This is a genomic window from Streptomyces sp. D2-8 (assembly GCF_023184515.1).
Classification (GTDB): Bacteria; Actinomycetota; Actinomycetes; order Streptomycetales; family Streptomycetaceae; genus Streptomyces.
This window is the reverse complement of the sequence record NZ_JAAHBP010000033.1, coordinates 1-18,025: the sequence shown is the minus strand read 5'-3', so window position 1 is coordinate 18,025 and position 18,025 is coordinate 1. Positions and strand designations below refer to the sequence as shown.

General features: G+C 66.4%; 15 protein-coding genes and 1 pseudogene. 13 read left to right on the top strand and 3 right to left on the bottom strand.

Annotation, left to right across the window (positions count from 1 at the left end; all coding sequences use genetic code 11):
* Positions 1-342: 342 nt before the first annotated feature.
* Positions 343-816, bottom strand: a complete 474-nt coding sequence (locus G3I77_RS38165; protein ID WP_248511480.1) for a hypothetical protein — start codon at positions 814-816, stop codon at positions 343-345.
* A gap of 795 nt (positions 817-1,611) precedes the next feature.
* Here G3I77_RS38165 and G3I77_RS38160 point away from each other — a divergent pair.
* The 4 genes and pseudogenes from G3I77_RS38160 to G3I77_RS38145 all read left to right on the top strand — a co-directional run.
* A pseudogene (locus G3I77_RS38160) lies at positions 1,612-2,256 on the top strand (replication-relaxation family protein); the annotation flags it as partial.
* Between the two features lie 83 nt (positions 2,257-2,339).
* On the top strand, positions 2,340-3,230 hold the full coding sequence (locus G3I77_RS38155) for a hypothetical protein (protein WP_248511479.1): 891 nt from the start codon (positions 2,340-2,342) through the stop codon (positions 3,228-3,230).
* Positions 3,231-3,273: 43 nt separating this feature from the next.
* Complete coding sequence (locus G3I77_RS38150) at positions 3,274-3,546, top strand: hypothetical protein (protein WP_248511478.1); 273 nt, start codon at positions 3,274-3,276, stop codon at positions 3,544-3,546.
* A gap of 65 nt (positions 3,547-3,611) precedes the next feature.
* Complete coding sequence (locus G3I77_RS38145) at positions 3,612-3,875, top strand: DUF6207 family protein (RefSeq protein WP_374388404.1); 264 nt, start codon at positions 3,612-3,614, stop codon at positions 3,873-3,875.
* A 1-nt stretch (position 3,876) separates the two neighbouring features.
* Here the strand turns inward: G3I77_RS38145 and G3I77_RS38140 are convergent, their stop codons facing one another.
* Complete coding sequence (locus G3I77_RS38140) at positions 3,877-4,008, bottom strand: ATP-dependent DNA ligase (RefSeq protein ID WP_248511476.1); 132 nt, start codon at positions 4,006-4,008, stop codon at positions 3,877-3,879.
* Positions 4,009-4,226: 218 nt separating this feature from the next.
* Between G3I77_RS38140 and G3I77_RS38135 the strand changes: the two genes are divergently transcribed.
* Positions 4,227-5,381: a pentapeptide repeat-containing protein gene (locus tag G3I77_RS38135; RefSeq protein ID WP_248511474.1), complete on the top strand. Its 1,155-nt coding sequence runs from the start codon at positions 4,227-4,229 to the stop codon at positions 5,379-5,381.
* A gap of 235 nt (positions 5,382-5,616) precedes the next feature.
* Here the strand turns inward: G3I77_RS38135 and G3I77_RS38130 are convergent, their stop codons facing one another.
* A complete protein-coding gene (locus G3I77_RS38130) occupies positions 5,617-6,345 on the bottom strand; it encodes a hypothetical protein (RefSeq protein WP_282574440.1) in 729 nt (242 codons plus the stop codon).
* Positions 6,346-6,476: 131 nt separating this feature from the next.
* Here G3I77_RS38130 and G3I77_RS38125 point away from each other — a divergent pair, with 131 nt between their 5' ends.
* From G3I77_RS38125 to G3I77_RS38090, 8 genes are all read left to right on the top strand, one after another.
* Complete coding sequence (locus G3I77_RS38125) at positions 6,477-7,784, top strand: site-specific integrase (protein ID WP_248511471.1); 1,308 nt, start codon at positions 6,477-6,479, stop codon at positions 7,782-7,784.
* Positions 7,785-7,864: 80 nt separating this feature from the next.
* Positions 7,865-9,667, top strand: coding sequence for a hypothetical protein (locus G3I77_RS38120; RefSeq protein ID WP_248511467.1), 1,803 nt, complete (start codon positions 7,865-7,867; stop codon positions 9,665-9,667).
* Positions 9,668-9,765: 98 nt separating this feature from the next.
* Positions 9,766-11,820 carry a hypothetical protein gene (locus tag G3I77_RS38115; protein ID WP_248511465.1) on the top strand — a complete coding sequence of 685 codons (2,055 nt, stop codon included), beginning with the start codon at positions 9,766-9,768 and terminating at the stop codon, positions 11,818-11,820.
* Positions 11,817-12,236: a hypothetical protein gene (locus G3I77_RS38110; RefSeq protein ID WP_248511464.1), complete on the top strand. Its 420-nt coding sequence runs from the start codon at positions 11,817-11,819 to the stop codon at positions 12,234-12,236. The genes G3I77_RS38115 and G3I77_RS38110 overlap by 4 nt, the downstream gene beginning before the upstream one ends.
* Positions 12,237-12,415: 179 nt before the next feature.
* Entirely contained in the window at positions 12,416-13,495 is a 1,080-nt protein-coding gene (locus G3I77_RS38105; protein ID WP_248511463.1) for a MerR family transcriptional regulator, read from the top strand.
* 755 nt (positions 13,496-14,250) lie between these two features.
* The gene (locus tag G3I77_RS38100) at positions 14,251-15,336 is read left to right on the top strand and encodes a dsDNA nuclease domain-containing protein (RefSeq protein WP_282574438.1); all 1,086 of its coding nucleotides are present in this window, start codon (positions 14,251-14,253) and stop codon (positions 15,334-15,336) included.
* Positions 15,326-15,907: a hypothetical protein gene (locus tag G3I77_RS38095; protein ID WP_248511455.1), complete on the top strand. Its 582-nt coding sequence runs from the start codon at positions 15,326-15,328 to the stop codon at positions 15,905-15,907. The genes G3I77_RS38100 and G3I77_RS38095 overlap by 11 nt, the downstream gene beginning before the upstream one ends.
* Positions 15,904-17,841 (top strand): hypothetical protein, encoded by a 1,938-nt coding sequence (locus G3I77_RS38090; protein WP_248511453.1) that lies wholly within the window; start codon positions 15,904-15,906, stop codon positions 17,839-17,841. The genes G3I77_RS38095 and G3I77_RS38090 overlap by 4 nt, the downstream gene beginning before the upstream one ends.
* Positions 17,842-18,025: the final 184 nt, after the last annotated feature.

Genomic DNA, 18,025 nt, shown 5'->3' with positions numbered 1-18,025 from the left:
CCGCCACGACGTAGTCAAAGCCGAGCTGGATCAGGTGCGGGGGCAGCGGGGGAACGATCGGGGACATGGACAGCTCCTGACGTACGGTCGCTGTGCCGATCACGGTGACGTCCCAGCAGGGTCGGCCCGCCAGCCTGTGGACAGAGGACAGAGGACTCTCCCTCTCGAGCCGAAACCGACGAATCTGTGACGAGGACCGATAGATGGCCCCTCAGAGCGATACGTGGCCCCGGATCGGTACGCGATCCCTGACCTGCTGTGGTCGGGGTCGATTCAGTTGGCGAGTGAGCGCTTGAGTTGGCGCTCAGTCACATTGGGATGTGCGGCGCCCCAGCGCACTTCTCATCCGCCTCCTCCGGCCTCGAAAGGCGCCCCCCCCACGGCGACCCGCTGCACGAGGTCGTCGAGCTGGCCTGCGATGATCATCCTTCGGCGTTCCAGCAGGTCCCTGTAGATGGGCAACGGGACGGGCTCACCACTAGACGCTGCCTCTGTCAGCGCGAAGCGCGCTTCGACTTCCAACGCAAGGTAGGCCCTTCGGCGTGCGTGTGCCGCTTGCTGGTGCACTTCCGGCTTCAGAAATGCGATCGCGGCGCTGAGGCCTGCACTGACAAGCGCCAGCACCGCCGCTGGGATGCGGGCATCTGCTGAAGATAGCCCCGCTGCCCCCGAGATCCCAGCCAGCACAGCAGCAGGCAGTCCGAGCGCGGCATGGGCCAATCGCCAGAACTGCCGACGGGAACGGCTCTTCCGTGCTTGTTCAGCGCACTCAGCCTGTAGGTCGGCTACCTGACTTCCTACGACGTCATCTGCCATGAAGCGAGCCTGCCACCCACAACCCTGACCCGGACGGCGTACGACGCAGCTGCCAACTGAGGAGCCACACCTGCGTATTTCTGCCCGGACGGATCCGTTCCAGGGACACGACGGGGCCAACTAGCGATCCTCGTGTGGGCCAACTACGGATCCACGAAGTACGGCTGCCTGTGAGGACCGACCGGACGTCGGGCCATCTATCGGTCCTCCTCACAGAATTGGGGCCGCAAGGGCCAAACCGGGCCCCTTGTCCAGCGTGGTCGGTTCGACCACGAGGCCGACCATGACCCCTTGTCCACCTCTGCTACCGCCCGACCACCGCCGCGTTTCTCCTTGACCACGCCTGCTACCGGCCACGGTCAGACCGCGGACAAGGGGGGTCCCCTGCACGCTGCTCCTTCGCAACGACCGCCCCGGCCGGGGCAGCGAAGGAGACGAGACGATGACGACCACCCACCCGAGGGCCGGGCAGCGGCACCGCTCGGGCCGATCACACCGGAAGGCCGGCCCCTGGCGGGCAAGCCCAAGGGGGCTCCCTGGGTGCCCACTTCGAAGGCCCCTTGGGAACCCCCTTTGGTGCCCGGCACCCCAGGCCGGAGGAAAACCCCTTGTCAGGGCCGCAATCGGCGCGAAAACTGCGCCGTCACAACCCTCTTCTCTCCTCCTGAACTTCTGTGTGATGTCCGTGGAGGAGGAGATCATCGGGTCCGGGGGCCGGATGCCCTCTGCGGCCGGGCGTGGCCGGCGCCCGGCCGGTGGCCGTGCGCGAGCAACGTGGGGAAGGGAGCAGAGCTGATGGCGGGGAAGCGGAAGAACAACCCGGCGGGGTCGACGAACAACTACCGCGGTGACGTGCTGCGCGTGCTCGGGGCACTGAAGGTGGCCACGGCTGATCAGATCCAGCGGATCGGCGCCCCGCACCTGACCTTCCGGCACGCCGACAAGCCGACCCCGTCGAAGCAGAAGCAGGCCCGCACCGCCTCGCACACCGCCGCACTCTCCGACATGCGCAAGCACGGCCTGTCCGAGAACGGCGGCTCCACCGAGACGGGGGACTCCCTACGGAACCTGACCCCCAAGGGCCTGCAATCCGCCTCCTACGAGCTGCCGCGCCCGGTGACGGAGATGGGCTCCACCGCGCGCGGCGCGGGCTCCAGCGGGGCCTCCCACCCGATGGCCGTCAACGAGACGGTGATCGCGATGCTACGCCCGAAGCCGAACATGGCCAGGCTCAACGTCGACCCGCCGCACGTCCAGGCCGCCGTCGACGCACCGGACGGCATCGGCACGATCGCCTCGTACTGGACCGAGGTGTCGCTGCCCGCCACCGGCACGTGGAACGCGCCCGGCAAGGGCGGCGCCCAGGCCGACATCGTCCTGACCGCCCCGCAGGACGGTGTGCCGCTGTTGTTCATCGAGGTCGACAACTGCCACGAGAGTGCTGAGGAACTCGCCGACAAGCTTCAGAAGTACGCCCGGTTCTTCCGGCGGAAGGTGAAGGACACCGACGGCAAGAGCGCCCGATGTGGCGCACCCGCTGGAGCGCTCCGGACACCTGGTCCGGCGACGCGGCGTACCCGCCCGTCCTGCTGGTGTTCAACCGCATCGGCGAGCGCAACCCCAACCGCACCGTCCCGCGGCTGATGGAGCTCACCTCCCACTTGTGGCAGGGACAGCGGCAGAAGGGCGGCCACCACCACTACGACGGGAGAATCCCGATCATCGCGACCGGGCTGAAGAACCTGAGCGAGCACGGCCCGGCCGGACCGGTGTTCCTCCGCTTCGGCCGCGACCACATGGAGCCCCTGCGGGAAGCGATCGGCAACCCCCGCCGCGAGGCGGCCGATGCCCGTGCCCGGGAAGAGACCAAGGCCCGCCAGGACGAGTACCAGGCGCAGATGCGGCGGGCAGCCCAAGAGCAGGCGGCAAAGAAGGCAGCCGAGCGTGAGGCCCGTCGTCCTGTCTGCACCGGCTGCGGGACGAAGTTCACCGACGAACGGTGGGAGGTCGCCCAGGTGACGGACTGGGGAGCCCCGAAGGACACCCACCCGCACCTGTGCGACGACTGCAAGCACAGGGCCGTCGCCGCCGAACGCCGAGTGGCTGGCAAGCAAGAGCACCAGGAGCCGGTGCACCGTGGGGCAGAGCAGCCGACTTTCCAGCGTGAGGCCCGCCGCCCTGTCTGCACCGAATGCGGTGTCGAGTTCACCGACGAACGGTGGAAGGCGATCGAGCGCGCCGGCTGGGGCGTTCCCCAAGAGCCCCGCCCGTCTCTGTGCGGGGACTGCGACCGGCGGTACGACACCGACGTTCAGCAAGCCTGGCCGGGCGCGCGTCGGCACCAGGAGCAGCAGGGCCAGGCCGTGCCCGAGCAGAAGGCTGGCGGAACCTGGCTCTCCCGCTTCCGCAGGTGACGCGCCGGACCCGGCTGTCAGTGGCGGCTGCAAGGCTGAACGGATGGACCGTGATGACGAGCAGCTGCTGCGCCGCCGGGTCTACGGCACCGACCACGACCATCCAGGCCCGCTGCCGCACCGCGACTACGCCGAACTGGTCGGCGGCCCGCTCGATGGGCTGCTGCTCGACATCACCGGCTGGACAGCGGATGAGATCCAGACCGGCGTCGCGCTGATGACCGAGCTCGGGCAGTTCGGCGCCGGCGGCCGCGCCCTGTACGACCCGCGCCCCGGCGACCCGTCCCACTGGGACTGGGGCGGCGACAGCCCCTGACGGCCCACCACTCAGGCGGGTGAAGACACCGCCGCAGCGGAACCCTCCCCGGGAGCCCGGGCGTAATGCCGTACATGGACCCGATCAACGAGACGCACGTGAGCGAGCCGGGCCTGCTCGTCGTCGACGTCGCGGCCGCCGACGACGCCACCGCCCTCGCCTTCCAGCAACTGCTCGCCGAACGGTGGGCGACGGCCACAGCGGAGCAGACGACGCGGGACGCCGGTCAGCCCGGCGTACGGCTGCGCTGCTACCTGGACCTGCGCCAGCCGCTCACCGCGGCCGCCGTGGTCGGCCCGACCACAGAGCCGACCACGGTCCGGCCCTGACTCACGACAAGGTGCCGCCTTCTCCGAACAGCGGCACCTCCTGGACGTCGATGTCCGCGCGGATGCGGTGAGGGCAGGCCGGGTGCCGCCACCGACCGGCGCTGTCGCGGGCGACGTCCACGTCGACTTCCATCACGACATCCGGCTGCACCCGGACGGCATCGAGAGTGCGCTGCGTTCCCCACCCTGCGCTTTCTCTAGCACGTTCAGCATGTCGAGTCTCCCAGCCGTTGATCACGGGCGGTAACGCGGACCCCGGCGCGGCGGCTGTGCCCTCTCTTCGAGTGTTCTTGATGTGTGCCGCGCCGAGTCGCGCCGTCTGTGGCGCAGCCAGGGGCTCTGCTCCAGGGCATGAACACGAAGTGGTGGCGCCAGAGGCCGTGGATGTTGGTGTGGACTACTTTGGCTGCCCTCGGCGGGATCGTTGTGGCGGGTGTAGCCCTGTGGCGAGTCCCTTGGTGGATTGATGCGCACTACATCGACGGCCCCGGATTGACGCAACCGGTTGCAACGACCGTCACGGGGATCCGTACCGCCCTGCTGGCGGTTGGTGCCGGCGGTCTGGCGGCGATCGGAATCACCTACACTCACCGCACCCTGCATCAGACACGCGAGGGTCAGGTCACTGATCGATACACCAAAGCCATTGGTCAGATCGCATCTGAAAGGCCAGTTGAACAGCTCGGTGGCATCTACGCTCTAGAGCGGATCATGCGGGATTCGGAGAAAGATCACGCTACGATTGTGGAGGTATTGGCCGCATTCGTCCGTGAGCACGCTCCAGCGCCAACCGATTCCGTCACGGAGGGCGAAGAGCGACTCGTCCGCCGTAGCTTGCGGATGCTTTTAGCCCATTTAGGGACGGGGGGATCAAAAGTACAAGTTAGACGAAGCCATATCGACCGGCCGAGCGAGCCGGTGCAGGCAGCGCTGACGGTACTTGGCCGACGACCTCGGGGCCGGGATGAACCGTTCCACATTGACTTGTCTAAAACCTACTTGCGCGGGGCCAACTTGGCCCGCGCTCACCTGGAGAAGGCTCTCCTGTGGGGGGCCCATCTGGAGTATGCAGATCTGACTGACGCCCGCCTGGAGGGGGCAGAGTTGGAAGACGCCCGCTTGTACGCTGCTGATCTGACAGATGCCTTCCTGATGGGGGCCTACTTGGGTGGAGCTTACTTGGTGGGTGCTCACTTGATGGGCACCCACTTGGAGGGGGCTGACCTGAACGGCGCCCATCTGGAAAATGCCTTTCTGCGAGGGGCTCAGCTACAGAAAACGGATCTAGGTGGGGCCAATCTACAGGGAGCTAATGTGCGCGACGCCATTCTGGAAGGCGCCTCCATGGATGGGGCGGACCTAGAGGGGGCAGCAGAACTGACCGTCAAACAGGTGGTGGGGGCCCATCCAGACAAAACGACACGCCTTCCGGAATCCCTAGCAAAAGATCCGCTAGTCAAGGCCAGGATCGCTGATTTCAAATACCTACCCGGCTCGGGTAAGTAGGCGGCCTACGATTTCAAGGCTGTCTTCGAGTCTACCTAGTGAGGCGACTCATACACCGACCGACCATCGTCTCTGGATCATTTAGTTAGTGGCGCCCCGACCGCTGGGTGGGTCCTCAGCCAGGTCCTTCCACCCGGCTAGGGGATAGGTACTCGATCCCCCGTTGCCTCGCGGTGCCTCGGGACCCAGAGAAAGTACGCCAATCCGGCAGGCATCCACTCCTGCTCCATCCGCTTCAACACGTCGACCCAACAGGGAAGCCGAAGAACGTCCAGCCCGTCCACGGATGCGCGCCGTGCGGCGGGGCCAGCTGGTCGGCCACAGCGCGGCCGGCGGCCCGGGACAGAGTGGTGCTGCGGCCGACGTACTGCAGGCGGCCCGCCGGGTCGTAGCGGCCCAGCAGCAGCGTGCGGGGCGTGGCAAGTGACCCGGTGACCGCGCCGATCACGGCCTCGGTGGTGACCCGCACCTTGTACTTCCGCCACGACCGCACGCCCCCGCGATAGGACTCCTCCAGCCGCTTGAAGCACAGCCCCTCCACCCCGGCCGCCGTCCACGACAGCCACTCCCGCGCCAGGGCCGGGTCGGTCGTCGACGGGCACAACGTGAACGGCGCCGCCAAGCCGCGCTCCGCGAACAACGCCTCCCACGCCGCACGGCGCCGCGCGTACGGCCAGCCCGTCAGATCGTCGCCTCGGTGGACCAGGTCGAAGGCCACGAAGTGCGCCGGCCACTCCTGTGCCGCCTGAGCGGCAGCTGCCCCGCGCCGGGCGAGCCGCTGCTGCAGCCGCTCGAACGCCAGCCGGTCCCGCTCCCACACCACCAGCTCGCCGTCGAGCCCGGTGTCCGCCGGCAGCTGTGCCAGGGCCGCCTCCCGGATCTCGGGGAACGACGGCCTTCTGTATCGGGTGACTTGTTGTTGCTTGAGCCGTTGAGTAGGGGGTGACGACGCCCGTACAGCCAGCAGCGCGCTGGCAGGTTCATCGGTACGACTTGGAGAACTCCGGCCGGTCCTTGACGGGACTGCCGAGAGGCTGCCGGACGGATCTGGCGGCTTGGGCTGCCGATCTTGGTGTGCGTCACGGGCAGCGGTTCATGATCGGCCTCGGTGGCTATCCCGACCTGCGGGTAAATGCCTTCCTGGCTTCGCCGAAGATGCGGGTTCTCGCGGAGACGACGAACCGCGACTACGCCTACTCCCTGGGCCTGTGGCTGAACTTCTTGTTGGGGCGCGGGGTTCGGTGGTGGGAAGCGACCGAGGATGACGTGGCGGAGTTTCAGTTCTGGCGGATGACGGATCCGGAGAACGAGGAGGCTGTTGGGGGGTCGGCCTTCTCGAAGGATGTGGCTGCTTGCAAGAAGTTCTACCGGTGGGTCCGGAAGAAGTACCGGGTGGCGGACCCGTTCGAGGAGTTCGGGGCGCCAGAGGCGAAGCGGCGCAGCGACGTGCGCTGGCTGGATCCAGCGGCGGTGGCTCGCTGGCGGGACCTCGCACTGGGAGGAAGGACACTGAGCGGTCGGCGCGACAGGTCCTGGCGGGGGCGCAACGAGCAGCGGAACGTGGCTTTCGTCAATGGCCTGTACGGCACGGGCCTGCGAGTCGCTTCTTGGGGCAGCGTGGTGCTGCCGGAGCTTCCCTCGTCCGTCGCGGGCCGGGCCTACTTCACGTGCACGCTGGCTGACGAGTGCGCAAAGGGTGGCTACGGCTATCCGTACTGGATGCCTCGGGCAGTCCTGGCTGGCGTGTGTGCATACGTCGAAGGCCCGCGAGCGCGCGCAGTGAGACAGGCCCAGCGGGCCGGTCGCTACGCGGCGGAGCACGGCACTCGTGTCGTGGCGTCTGCCAACCGGGAGAAGGTGCGGTTCGCAAGCGTCGGCGGCGGGAGCGTTGACCGTCCGTGGCGGATGCTCTCGCCTGCCTTGCGACGTCGCCTCTACTGGGAGACTGAGCAGGGGATGGAGCCGCTTTCGCTGTGGTTGAACGAGGACGGCTTGCCGCGCGCCGGCCATGCTTGGCAGCACGTGTTCCGGGAGGGCAACGAGCGGATCGGGCAACTGGGGCTGGAGGGGTTCACCTGCACTGCGCACATGTTGCGGCACTCGTTCGCGCTGAAGTGGTTCTCGGTCGGCAAGCTCGTGAGCGCGGGCCGGCTGGCCAGCCTCAGCGAGGATGAGGCACGCGACTTCCGTGACCAGTTCGGCGATGTCTGGCACCTGGTGCAGACTCTGCTTGGTCATCGCCGGGTCGAGACGACCAAGGACGTCTACCTGGAGCCGTTTCGGTCCCTGGACGTCGAGTTGCTGCTGGCGCACGCCGAGGGCTTCCCGATCGCCCAGTTCATGGCGGATTCCTTCGCTACGCATGCCGGTGTCCGCACCGATCCCCTGGCCGCAGTCCGGTGAGTCCGCGCGGCCGGCGGGCGGCGTTGCCCGGCGCCGGACTTGCTACCGCTCGCGGTCTCTTGCCGGGCACGGACCTGGTGGTGAGGGTCTACGCGGAAGACGGCGGACGCTACTACGACTGCCGTTTCGGCGCATTCCCCGGTACTGAAGCCCTTCGGGGCGCTCTGGCCGAGGCATTCGCCCGGCGCACGGCACCTGGGGCAGGCGTCACCTCCCTGCATACGGTAGAGAGGATCTACCGCTGTGTCGGCATCTTCTGCCGCCACCTGGCAACCCTGGCCTGGCCCCCGCAACAGATCGCAGACCTTCGCCCGGAGCACCTCGACGGAATGCTGGCGAGCCGACAGGACAAGGTGCTCGGCGCTGTCGAGGAAGTGGGCGAGGTCAGACACGTCCTGGCGCATGCGGAGGGCCTTGCCGCGGACATGGTGGCCAAGCTCAACGAGGCGCCGCCGCGGCGCACGCGGCTGCCCAGCCGGAAGGCGAGCTACAGCCGGGAGGAGTTCCGGCGGATCGTCGACGCCGCCCGTTGCGACCTGCGGTCGGCTGCCGAGCGAATCCGGGCGAACCGTGAACTGCTGCAGCGTTTTCGCGACGGTGAAGCGCTCGGTGAGCTCGGCCGTCGCATCGAGTTGATGGACTGGGTGGATCGCTTCGGCGACGTCCCACGCACGACGCATAACAGTCGGGTCCACGGGAGTCTGCAGGTCCCAGAGCCCTGGGTGTTCTCCTTCGGGAAGGTTAACGAGATCGTCACCTCGGTTCACCTCTCCGGGCGGGAGGCCACGGCCGGCGCGGTCTTGCTGGCTGCCCTCACCGGCGAGAACCCCGGGGTGATCCAGGAGATCCGGGCGAGCCACCACCGTGCCGACGGTTACACCGGAGCCATCCGAACGGCGATCTTGGGCAGTCGCAAGCCCCGTCGTCGCAGCCGCGCCTTCATGAATCTGGTCCTCAGCGACGTCCCTGACTGGATCACCGTTCCTGCGGATCCCGAGACGCTCTCCGCCAGAGACGAGCTCCACACCCCGTTCGGGGTCTATGCCCTGCTGCACGAGCTGACTGCCCAGTCGCGGGCTACTACCGGCTCCGACCGGCTGCTGCTGGGCTGGAGCGAGGCCGGCGGACGTGGTGCCGGCCGGGGCCTGCGGCCCAAGGGCGCCGACGGGTGGGTGCGAGCCTGGGCGGCTGGCCACGGCATCATGGCCGACCCGGTGGATGCGGACAAGAAGCCGGAGCCACTGCGCGTCACGCTCGGCATGATCAGGCTGACCTACCTCGAGCTGCACCAAAAGCCTGTCGCGCACACCGAGAAGACGCTGGCTACGACCTATCTACTGCGCAACCGAGGCAACTTGGTCGAGTACCAGAAGGTGGTCGCCGCAGCCCTCGAAAGCGAGGTGGCCAAGGCCCGCGTCCGCGGCATCATGTCCGTCCTCACCCGCGAGGACGTCGAACGGGCACAGGACGATCCCGAAGCGCTCGCTGCGAAGCACGAGGTGGATGCCACCGTTCTCAAGCGCATGATCGGCGGTGAGCTCGACACCGTGATGAATGCTTGCGTGGGCCACACGAACAGCCCGCACGCGCCTCCGGGCGAGCCATGCCGGGCCTCGTTCATGCTCTGTCTCGGATGCCCGTGCGCGCGGGCGCTGCCCCGGCACCTGCCCGTCCAGGTGCTGGTCCACGACCGGATTGCGGCCCGGCGTCAGGAGATGACCGCCCTGCGGTGGGCCGAGCGTTTCGCTCTGCCGCACTCTCAGCTCTCGGATCTGCTGAGTCACCACGACGAGCAAGACGTCCACGACGCGCGGGCCAACGCCAACGAAGCGCAGAAATCCCTGGTCGACCGCTTCTTGAACCGGGAGCTTGATCTGCGATGACTGCGACTCACCTTGAGCCGACACCCGCTGGGACCCACACTGAGGCCCAGCCCGGCCCCGACACGATCGTGTTGGCGAACCGAGAAGTGCGACCGGATGTGGATCTTGCGCGGCTCTCCCGCTTCGCTGACGACCGATGGGACCTCAGCCCTGGTGTCTTCGAAGACACAGCCAAGACCTGCGGCCTGAACTTCGTCCTCATCCCGGCGCCTCTGCGGCTGGCCGCTAGGCACTACTTCTGGCAGCTGTTGAACTTCTCCGGTGCCAGGGTCATGAAGCACTCCACCCCCGAACGACCCGCCGTGCGGAGCGTCGCCCTGGCCTTCCCCTCCTTCAGACACTTCATGGACTGGCTTCACACGCAAGGCATCTCCGCTTTCCCGGATATCTCCGGCGCCGTCCTCGACCGCTACCTCAACGCACTCCAGGACGAGGAGGCGGGCACCGACGTCGCCCGTCAGTACCGCCTCGTGAGTGAAGTGCGGCGATTGTGGTTCTATCGGCTCACCATGCCGCCGGACATGCGTATGCCGGATGCGCCCCCATGGGAGGGGGAGGATTCCTCCGTTCTGCTGGGAAAAGTACGGCCGACACGGGAGAACCGCAGGAGGCGGATTCCCGAGGCCACGATGCAGCAGTTGCTGATGTGGTCGCTGCGGTTCGTCGAGGACTTCGCCGACGACATCATCACGGCCCACGGCGAGTGCCTGGACCTGCACATGACCGATCCTCGTTACCGCCGCCGGTACGGGCTCCCACGCCGCTCTCCCCGGCCGGGATCCGCGGACCGCAAGCTGGCGGCCTACCTCGATGAGATCCGCTCCAACCGGGGTGCCCTGCCAGGCAAGACCGACCCGGACGGGGCGCGGCACATCCACTGGCTTCATATCGGCCGCATTCTCGACGCCTACGGCGCCTTCGACACGACAGATCACAAGCGGCACGAGGCCATGGCAGAGGGCCTGCCCATCGATGACGACGCCTACTTACGCTCGCCGATCACCGGACTTCTCGATGGCAGGCACTGGCGGGACAGGCCCATCCGTTTCAGAGAAGCGCGGGATCTGGCCCGGCACCTGAGCACAGCCTGCTTCGTCGTGATCGCCTACTTGTCAGGCGGCCGGCCCGGGGAGGTGCTCAACCTTGAGCGAGGATGCGTGACCCGGCAGGCACAAACGGGACTCTGGCTGCTGCAGGGCAAGTTCTTCAAACACGCGGTCGATGCCAACGGCAGCAAGAACCCGGAAGGGCTCGTTCGCCGCGATCCCTGGGTGGTCATCGAGGTCGTCGCGAAAGCCGTCGCCGTGCTGGAGCGCCTTCACTCCCACCGGCTGCTGTTCCCGGTCTGGCTGGAGCAAGATCGCCAGGACTGCCGCGACACGAAGAGACTCGGTGAAGCCCGCACCGATGACACGCTGACCAACGACATTCAGAGGTTCATCAACTGGATCAACCTGCAGTGTCAGACTCGCGGCCGCTGTGACGGCATCCCCACGGAAGGACTCGGCTCGCCCACCTCGTCCCGGTTACGACGCACACTTGCATGGTTCATCCGTCGCCGGCCGCGCGGGCTGGTTGCGGCTGCGATTCAATATGGGCATCTCCATACGAAAATGCTCCAAGGGTACGCAGGGAGCTATGAATCCGGCTTCCCAGATGAGTACGCGTTCGAGGACTGGCTCTATCGCATCGAAGTCCTCGCCGAGGACGAAGAAGCCCTCCGCAACGGCGAGCATGTGAGCGGTCCGGCCGCCGACGCATACCGGCAGCGTGTGACCGTGGCCAGCCGCCAGTTCGCAGGCAAGGTCCTGACCAGCGATCGCCAGGCGCGTGACCTCCTGGGTAATCCCCTTCTGCAGATCTTTCACGGCGATGGCATGACCTGTGTCCTCGACCCCGCCCAGGCGGCATGTCAACTCCATGGAGCCACGGACGACCCGCTGGTCACGCCGGACATCGACGACTGCCGCCCTCGGTGCCGCAACATCGCACGCACAGACCGCGACATCGAGCGCGTCCAAGTCCAGCGTGAAGACCTCCTTGAGGTCATGGCCGATCCGCTCGCGCCACCCATTCGGCATGCCCGCGAACTGCACGAATTACAGCGCCTGGACCACATCCTCAACCAGCATGAACGGCACGCCGACCCATGACAGCCATCCACAACGACGCAGACCCGGTCCGCCAGGCGATCCTCGCCGCGATGGACCGCCTTCTCGCCGGGACCCCGCTGCGAGCGAGCGGGCGCCTCAGCGTCTCCCAGCTGGCGATCGAGGCTGGCGTCAAGCGGTGGCGTCTCACCCACCAGCACCTGGACCTCAAGGAACTGTTCGATGCGCGCGTGGCGGCTCAAAGTTCCACTCCGCAGGCTTTCGCGAAGCGTCTCAGCGAACACGATGAGCTCAAGCGCAAGCACGAGAAGCTGATCGAGTACTGCGCTGAACTGGAAGAGCGCCTCCAGGGCTACGCGGCGGCCATCAATCTTCTGGCCCTTGAGAACGCGGCCCTGGCTGCTTCCGGCACCGGCGCCTCCGTGGTCCCCCTGCCCAGGCCAGAGGCTTTCCCATAGGCGCTCCGGCAGAGCAGACCGAACCTTTCCATCGGGCCAGTTCGTGGCCGATCGCGTTGTCAACGTCCATGGGAGACGATCGGGCGGGCCTCAGCACGACCCTTGGTTGACCTTCACCTTGGGGGAGGCCACAGCATCAGTGGGGCCGGGTGATGCGCTCGGCATGAGGAGGAGCGAGCATGGGGCTGCTGACCATCGGGGCGTTCGCGAAGGCGTCCCGGCTGTCGCCGAAGGCGCTGCGTCTTTACGACGAGCTCGGCCTGCTGGTCCCTGCACGCGTCGACCCGGTGACCGGTTACCGCCTCTACGCACCGGACCAGTTGGACCAAGCCCGCCTGGTCGCCTGGCTCCGGCGCTTGGGCATGCCGCTGGCCCGCATTCAGCATGTCTGCGCGCTGGATGCGGGCCCGGCGGGCCAAGAGGTCCGCGCGTTCTGGGCCCAGGTCGAGGCCGACACTGCCGCACGGCGGGACCTGGCCACCTTCCTCATCGACCACCTGTCACGGAAGGACCCCGCCATGTCCCCGACCGCCAAGTCCCTCGGAATCCGTTACGCCGCTCTTTCCGACAAGGGGCTCGTCCGCGAGAGCAACCAGGACACCGCGTACGCGGGATCCCGGCTCCTCGCTGTCGCCGACGGCTGCGGAAGCCAAGGAGCCCCTGCCAGCGCAGCCGCCATCGACGCGTTCAAGCACCTCGAAACCGACAGCATCCCAGCCGGCAACCTCCTCAACGTCCTCGAAGACGTCATCGAACAGGCCAAGCAGGCCGTGCACGACGTCGCCGGGACGGGCTCTGCATCCGAAGGCACCGGCACGACACTCACCGCGATGCTCTGGACCGGATCACAGCTGGCCCTCGTCCACATCGGCGACTCCCGCGTCTACCTACTGCGCGGCGGAGAGCTGTTCCAGATCACCCACGACCACACCATGGTCCAGTCGATGGTCGACGAAGGACGCCTCAGCCCGGAAGAAGCCGCCTCCCACCCCCAACGGTCGCTCCTAGTCCGGGCCTTGGGCCCAGGAGCCGACACCAATCCCGACATGCGCCTCCACGACGCCCAGGGGGAAGACCGGTATCTGCTGTGCTCCGACGGCCTGTCGACTGTCGTGCCGACCCAAGAGATCCGCCGAGTACTCTCCGAGATCAGTGAGCCCGAGCAGGCCGTCCGCGAACTCATCACCCTCGCCAACGCCTCCGGCGGCCCCGATAACGTCAGCTGCGTGGTCGCCGACGTCATGGAGCTCCACCAGTAGGAGCGAGCGGCATGCACTTCGACTTGCACCAGAACCGCTCTCAGGAACTCATCCGCGAAGCTGACGAGTACCGACTCGCCCGACAAGCCAGGAGAGTCAAGCTGGCTCCCCAGACCAGAGCAACCAGAACATTGCGACCTGCCCCCCGGCGCCTGCTGTCTTGGCTCCGCGGCTGAACGTCACGCTGTCTGCGGTTGAGCGGGATGCCGCCCACCACCTGTCCCACTCAATCTCAGGCAGCGCAGGTCACCTCTCAGGCCTGTTGCCATAGCTACCATGTCCACCTCCCTGATGACCTGCACGTCTTCACAGCGGGTGACAGCTGCAACAACAGAACAAGGTTGAGAAAGAAACGGCCCCATCTCGGTGCCGCGCCTCGAGCGCAGCATCACCTGGCCCCGGTCGACGGAGACGAGAGCCCGAAATCCGTCCCACTTCGGCTCCGCAGCACAGCCGGGCCGCAGATCGGGCACGGACACGGGGGTGGTCAGCATCGGCTCCGGCAGCGTCCAGGTCACCTCCCATCCCTTCCACCCGCCACGTCCGCCACCCGAGTGGCTGCGCATCGCCAGGCGAGCCGAGTTGTAACCCCGCTCGCCGGACGACTTGTCGCTGACCGTCATGCGTATTGCCACACTCTGTTACTGGGTGGTGTACTTGGCCGCCTTGAATGATCTAGGGGGTGTGGGTGCGAACCACAGGGTCGTTAGTCAGTTCTGTGTCGCCTTACGGGCGCCTGACATATCGGGGCGCCGATGTCTGCAGCGCCGGCTGACGGCGGACGCCGAAGTCGGCGCGGCTTCGCCTACCAAGATGCGGTGACGCTTCTGGACTGCCTCGACATGCATGAGGGCATGTGGACTGAGGTCTCTTGGGAGGACCTGGAAGACATCGTCTGTAGCAATGGTCACGCGCCCGCATACCGCCAGGTGAAGACCATCGAAGAAGCCGGGAAGCGGCACAGTGTCGCCAACGTGTGTGCACCGGACATTCCGAAGAAGCCAGAGACGAGCTACTTGGGAAAGCTGTTCCTCGGGAAACCTCTTCCAGCCGATACTCGGTTCACCTTCATCGTCAACGAGAGTCCGCACGTCGACTTCCATGCGTTCGTCGTCGATCGCGGACAGCAGCGTGGGCCTGTCCCGTTGAAGATTCGTGATGACATCATTGTTCGGCTCAAAGGCGTGGATCTTCCCGAAGGCCGGGACATCGGCTGGTGCGTCGACCGTCTAGAGGTCCTTGTTGAGGGCCGCACGGTCGAGCAGGTTGAGGACAGGGCTCTACGTCGGCTCGGGTCGATCGTGACCAAGATCTTGGGGCAGCCGCCCTTGACGACTGACATCGAAGACGTCCTGGTCTGGCTCGGAGTTCGCATCGCACGCGACGCGCTTGCTCCAGTGCCACGCAAAGTGGGCATCGGTGACTTCCAGGACATGCTTCATGATGCGATCACACGGGCCACCGGGCGAAGGCCGGACGGAAGCACTGCGCCTCTCACGAAACTCACTGACAAGCTCGCCGTCGCCGGGGTCCCGGCAGACGAAGCGGCAGGGCATCTGGACAACGCGCTGAAGTACCGTCGTGCCTGGCGTGCCAGCCTCGGTCCAGCCCGCGAGGCGATGGACGCCTTCGCCGACGAAGTCCACGCCATCTGCTCACGCGTCATGGCTGAACGACGCGCCGGACGCATCCCCGCTGGTTCAGAGGCATACTTCGAGACCCTGACCCGCGTAGAAGGCCTCCCCGCGGTGAGTAGCGGCACCGTGTCCCTCGCTCGAGCTCACGCTGTACTTGCGGACATCACCGCTCGCTGTCAGAACCGGTACGCCGATGCTTCATAACATCGGCGCGAGCGCCGTCCCGCCGCCCCACCGGCCATGGGACCCCGACGACTCGCCAGACTTTCACGCCTCTCGGTTACTGCTCCTGGTTGCCGAGTGCGGCAGCGCCCCCGGCCCTCATATCGCCGGCCGCACCAAGCTCGCGAAGCTCGACTTCTTCCTGCGCTACCCGGCTTTCCTCGAGCGCGCGCACACGGAGCTCGCCGACACCCTGAGCGGCCAGGCCGCTTTTCGCGCATCGATGCCCGAGGAAGTAGAGGCCCCGATGATCCGGTACCGGTTCGGTCCCTGGGATCCCCGCTACCGCCAGTTTCTGGCCTTCCTCATGGCCCGCGGTCTCATCACCATCACCACCAGCCACAGACCAGAGCGTGTCCGCTTGACCTCGGGCGGAAAGCGAGCGGCCGCAGCGCTGGCGGACATGGACGAGTTCCACCCCATCGTCACTCGATGCCGCGCCATGAGGGGCAACCTGGCGGAGTGGTCCGGGACCGATCTGAAGAACCTTGTCTACCAACTCTTCCCCGAGGAAGTGGCGGACCTCGCCTACCACCAGGAGATCAGGCCATGACGACGCCCCCGACACCCTTCCGCAAAGGGCTGCGAGTCGAGTCGGTCACGCTGGTGCACACGTCGGGCGAGATGGATACGTACGCGTTCAACACCGTCGGACTCAGCGTTCTGTCTGGCGTCAGAAACAGCTCGAAGACCACCACGCTCAAGGCCATCGACTACTGTCTCGGCAACCGGGACAGCCCGACCGAGGCCCTGAAGGCAGCCGTAGCCGACGAGTACGTAGAGGTCAGCATCGAACTGACCCTGGACGGCACGCCAACGGAAATCCGGCGCAGCCTCCAGTACGGGCGCCAGAACAAGGTCGTACTGGACGGCGACGAATTCCCTGTCGGCGAGTTCTCCGACCGCATCCTGCACAAGCTTGGCTGGCCGATCCTCAGCATTCCCAAAGGCATCCAGGCCACGACCGCCACTGAGCTCACACCTCTGACGTTCCGCAGCGTGCTGCGCCACATCTACCGCAACGAGGACTCGTGGACTCAGTTCGCTGACAAGGAACAAGAGTTCCTGAGGCGAGCCGTCATCAGCTACCTCTTGGGTTTCGCCCCGACCAGGTACAGCAACCACGACTTCGAGCTTGCGGCGGCACAACGCCGACTCGCACAGGCACAGGCGGCCGAACGAGAGGTGCATGACAGCACAGACCGAGCCGTCGCAGCCGTCTGTGAGAACCTGCATCTGCCGACCCCCAGGAGCGAACAGCAGGTCAACTCCATCAGAACCGACTTGCGGGCCGAACTCGACGCGGTTGTCAGGCAACGTTCCCAGCTGACCAGCGAAGTGGAGCAGCTTGTTGCCGGACGACGCCAGGAAGGCAATGCCGGGGCAGTGAGCCATGGCTACGACGCCACCCTGTCGCAGCAGTACGAGCAGGCAACCCAGCACCTCACGAGCACCGCCGAGACCGTCGCCGGCCTCGAGCAGGTCCTGACTGCCCACAAGCAGTCTCACAACACGGTCCGGGCAGAGATCGCCCGCATGGAACGCCTCCTAGCCTCCGTCGACATCTTCGACAGCCTGCCGGTGCGCCTGTGTCCTGCCTGCGAGCAGAAGATCGACATCCATCGCGAACACCCAGAGGGCACTTGCTACGTCTGCACCCAGCCAGTGACCGAGGACCAGCGCAGACGACGCGGAGAACTGGAGAAGAGGTCCCTGGCCGCAGAGGCCGACGACCTTCAGGAAGTCATCGCCCGAACCAGCCACGATCTCGACCAAGCAAAAACCGACCACCGGCACGCCCAGAGCACCCATCAAGACATCGCCAGGCAGCTGAACGTCGACCGGGCCGCCCGCCTCGCACCATTCATGGCCAGACTCGAAGAGATGGCCGCCCAGACCGCCGCCCTGGAACAAAAACTCATGGCGCTGCCCGCCATCGAGCAGATGCTCACCCGCAAGACTGCCGCCACGCAGACGAGCCAGGCGGCCCAAGACAGACTGAACCGACTGAAGCAGCAACTCGATGAAACTCCCACCACAGGGAGAACGCCCATCGACCGCTGCGCGCTGTTCGCTGATCGGATGAACGAATTCCTCAACCGCCACCGCGATGATGTCTGGGTGGCAGGGAATGTGGCGATCAGCGCGGACGACCTGACCTTCTACGTCGGGACCCGCCCCTGGAACCAAGTCCTCGGAGCCGAAGCGCGAGTGTTGTTCTTCCTTGCCTACAGCAGGGCCCTACTATTCCTGGCCAGGGACCTGGGGGACGACTGCCCGTACCCGGGACTCCTCATGCTCGACAACCCCTTCCAGCAGGGAATCGCAAGCGACGTCGTTCACGAAGTTCTCCGCGACATTGCCGATGCCGCCCAAGTCACCGGCGCACAGGTGATTTCTACGCAGGCCGTGCCGGTTCCACTTCTCACCCCTGGCGTCGAACAGATCATTATGCCGAACACCTACATCGGCGAACCCGAGAGCTGACGGCCACATCTGGACAAGGAGGGGAAGGCTGCCTGGCGCTCCACAACCGGCTGTCTTACGCCCACTCCACGCCCAGCTCCCGCAGGGCGGTCAGCTGGTCCTGGGCGAGCTTGTCCCGCCTCGATTTGGTGTTCGAGACCCACACACCCAGTTTCACAGTCACCGGCTCCGCCTCGCCGTCGAC